The following is a 3,445-nucleotide window of genomic DNA, read 5'->3' as shown; positions in this document are numbered from 1 at the left end:
GGTCTGGGCGGCAATTGTGTCGCCGGCATGCGTCTCGCCGACCTTGCGCACCGCGGCACTGGCTTCGAACAACACTGCCTGTTCGAGATCGGGCCACTGGTCGGTCGTGGCCCAAAGCACCGTGCCAGGGCCGGCGCCGACATCGAGCAGGCTCCTGGGTTGAAAGCCGGGCTTTGCGTCGCTCAGCGCGTCGAGGCTGGCGCGGATCGCGGCATAGGTCGCCGGCAGCCGCGTCGCCAGATAGGCTTTCACTGCCAGGTCCTCGGCCATGTGCAAACGGCCGTCACGCAACTCGGCACGATAACGGTCGGACAGCGTTTTTGCCGCTTGCTTGAGTACCGCAAGAGGAACGTTTTCGAGCAGGCGCTCGACACCTTGGCGAAGGGAGGCCGGCAACTCCATCTCACGCGCCCCGCGGGACGAGAAGGATCACCGAAGCGCCGGCAATGCAGAGCGCGGCACCGGCAAGATCCCAGCGGTCGGGGCGAACGCCCTCCACCAGCCACAGCCAGCCAAGCGACGCCGCGATGTAGATGCCGCCATAGGCGGCGTAGGCGCGGCCGGCGGCTGACATGTCCACCAGCGCCAGCAGGAAGCCGAACAGGGCAAGCGAGGCGAGGCCGGGAAGAAGCCAAAGCGGCGACTTTTCGAGCCGCCACCAGGCCCAGAACGAAAAGCAGCCGGCGATCTCGGCCAGAGCGGCGGCGGCATAGAGGACGTAGGTCATGAAAAAAAGGTCCCGCGACAGTCACGGGACCTTTTTCAGTGCAGGCGCCGGCAATGGCAAGCGGCAATGCTATTCCTGGTCGGCAACCTTGCGGCGGCGAGCCGGCTTGGCGGCCGGGCTCTTTTTGACGGGAGCCGTTTCACGATGCCCCATGTCGCGCATCTCAAGCGCTTTTTCGCATTTGGCCATGTAGTCGCGTGTCATCGGCAGCGTGTCGTTCTTCTTGGCGATCTGGATCTGGAAGATCACCAGGTCCTGCCAGCGGAAGGCGGCTTCCGAGGCCGCCAGGTAGAATTCCCACATGCGGCAGAAACGCTCGTCATAGATCGCCTTGGCCTTGTCGCGATTGGCGGCGAAGCGCACGCCCCAGTGCTTCAGCGTATCGGCATAGTGGAGCCGCAGGATCTCGACGTCGGTGACGACCAGGCCCGACTTTTCGATCGCCGGCATGACTTCCGAGAGCGACGGGATGTAGCCGCCCGGGAAGATGTATTTGCGGATGAAGGCGCTGGTCGCCCACGGCACGCCGGAACGGCCGATCGTGTGCAACAGCATCACGCCATCGGGCTTGAGCAGCGTCGCGCTCTTGTCGAAGAAGGTGCGGTAGTGGTTGACGCCGACATGCTCGAACATGCCGACCGAGACGATGCGGTCGAAACGCTCGTTGAGTTCGCGGTAGTCCTTCAGCTCGAAATGCACACGGCTTTCCAGCCCTTGCGCGTGCGCCCGGTCGGTGGCTACGCCATGCTGCTCGGTCGACAGAGTCACGCCCTGCACGTCGACGTCGAACGCCTTGGCGAGGTAGAGGCCAAGCCCGCCCCAGCCGGAGCCGATGTCGAGCACGGTCTGGCCGGCCTTCAGCCGGAGCTTGGCGGCGATGTGGCGTTTCTTGGCGGCCTGCGCTTCGTCGAGCGTCATGTCCGGCTGCTCGAAATAGGCGCAGGAATATTGCATGTCCTCGTCGAGGAAGAGCCGGTAGAGGTCGCCCGACAAATCGTAGTGTCGCTGCACGTTGCGCCGCGAGCGCGAGGCGGTGTTGATCTGCTGCAGCCGGCGGAAGGCGTGGCGCAAGCCTTCGATGGCCTTCGACCAGGTGGCGTCGATGCCGCCGCTGCCCATGTTCTGGAAGGCGATGCGCATCACGCCCAGCACGCCGCCTTCGAGAATGTCGAGTTCGCCGTCCATGTAGGCTTCAGGCACCGCCAACATCGGATCGAAGGTGATGGCGCGCTCGGCATGCGCGGTCTTGATGTGCATGTGCACCGGTTCGCCGCTGCCGTCGCCGAAAACCACAGCCGAGCCCTTGGGACCAGTCACCTTGAGATTGCCGGTACGCACCAGGCGGTCGAGAACGCGCTTCAACAGAATATTCATGACCAAATGTCCCCTCTCGGCCAGACAGGCTGCCTTGGCGCGTGACCGCGAAAATCAGTGTCGATTTCCCCGAAGATCTTGCGCCGAACCAAAGTTGCACAGCGTGCTTTGCGCGGCCAAAGGACGCGCGACGCCATAGTCTGCAACAATATATAGGGGTTCGAAAAGTTCCATTTGGCACAAAAATGCCCGGGCGAGAGGCCCGGGCATTGGTCCAGCATGGCTGGATGACGGCAAAGTGATCGAAGCACGCTTCAATCGAGATCGGAGCGCAGCTTCAACCTCTTTGCTATGGATGATCAGGCGTTGTCTTCGCCGCCTTCAAACTCGGTGTTCGGATCGAAGAAGTTCTCCGGCCGGGCGTTGTCGTTGATGTCGTCGCCATAGATGGCTTCGGCGGTGGTCAGAGTCTCGCCCTTGGCCTGGCGCTCGGCTTCGTCGGCCGTGCGGGCGATGTTGAGCGTGACGGTGACCTCGACTTCCGGATGCAGCGCGATCGCCACATTGGTGACACCGATGGTCTTGATCGGCTGGTTGAGCAGGATCTGGTTGCGGTTGATCGAGAAACCTTCCGCCGTCAGCAGATCGGCGATGTCGCGGGTCGAAACGGAACCGTAAAGCTGTCCGGTTTCGCCGGCGGAGCGAACGGCGATGAAGCTCTTGCCGTCGAGCTTTTCGGCGACCTGGGCTGCTTCCGACTTGCGCTCGAGGTTACGGGCTTCGAGCTGGGCGCGCTGGCCTTCGAACTTCTTCTTGTTGGCTTCGTTGGCGCGCAGCGCCTTACCCTGCGGCAGCAGGAAGTTACGGGCGAAGCCGTCCTTGACCTTGACGGTATCGCCCATCTGGCCGAGACGGGAAACGCGTTCGAGAAGAATGACGTCCATGGTTTTGTTCCTTCGGTTGGGCGCCAATCGATCGATGAGATCGACGCCGAATGTCTTGGGAACAGGTCAGGAAGCTTGAGCGCCTTTGGCGCTGGTGTCGCTGTCCTGCCTGTTGCGGCAGTTAGAGGTTTTGACCTCAACCCGGGATTTGATGTTCGGCCCTGCGGCGCCCGTCGCCGTGGGAAAGAGCGGGCGGCGAACCGCCCGCATTTGAGATATTAGCGAACCACGTAGGGCAGCAGGCCGAGGAAGCGGGCGCGCTTGATCGCCTTGGCGAGTTCGCGCTGCTTCTTCTGGCTGACGGCGGTGATGCGCGACGGCACGATCTTGCCGCGCTCAGAAATGTAGCGCTGCAGCAGACGCACGTCCTTGTAGTCGATCTTGGGCGCGTTGGCGCCGGAGAACGGGCAGGTCTTGCGGCGGCGATGGAACGGGCGCCGGGTCGGGATCTGATTGATGT

The 3,445-nt window shown here is 62.9% G+C and carries 5 protein-coding genes; all 5 read right to left on the bottom strand.

The genetic code is table 11. The features are described 5' to 3' along the window. Window positions 1–402 (bottom strand): small ribosomal subunit Rsm22 family protein (locus EN893_RS24760; protein WP_281062502.1); only part of this gene is annotated, 402 nt, incomplete at its 3' end. A gap of 1 nt (window position 403) precedes the next feature. Continuing rightward, window positions 404–727, bottom strand: coding sequence for a YnfA family protein (locus tag EN893_RS24755; protein WP_127272490.1), 324 nt, complete (start codon window positions 725–727; stop codon window positions 404–406). Window positions 728–796: 69 nt separating this feature from the next. Next, window positions 797–2,101, bottom strand: a complete 1,305-nt coding sequence (locus tag EN893_RS24750) for a cyclopropane-fatty-acyl-phospholipid synthase family protein (protein WP_127272489.1) — start codon at window positions 2,099–2,101, stop codon at window positions 797–799. 299 nt (window positions 2,102–2,400) lie between these two features. Next, a complete protein-coding gene (gene rplI, locus EN893_RS24745) occupies window positions 2,401–2,985 on the bottom strand; it encodes a 50S ribosomal protein L9 (protein WP_023813757.1) in 585 nt (194 codons plus the stop codon). Between the two features lie 218 nt (window positions 2,986–3,203). Further along, window positions 3,204–3,443, bottom strand: coding sequence for a 30S ribosomal protein S18 (rpsR, locus tag EN893_RS24740; RefSeq protein WP_128361836.1), 240 nt, complete (start codon window positions 3,441–3,443; stop codon window positions 3,204–3,206). Window positions 3,444–3,445: the final 2 nt, after the last annotated feature.

Source organism: Mesorhizobium sp. M7A.F.Ca.CA.004.04.2.1, from assembly GCF_004022825.1.
Classification (GTDB): Bacteria; Pseudomonadota; Alphaproteobacteria; order Rhizobiales; family Rhizobiaceae; genus Mesorhizobium.
The sequence above is the reverse complement of the archived record's forward strand: the minus strand, read 5'-3'. Positions and strand labels throughout refer to the sequence as shown.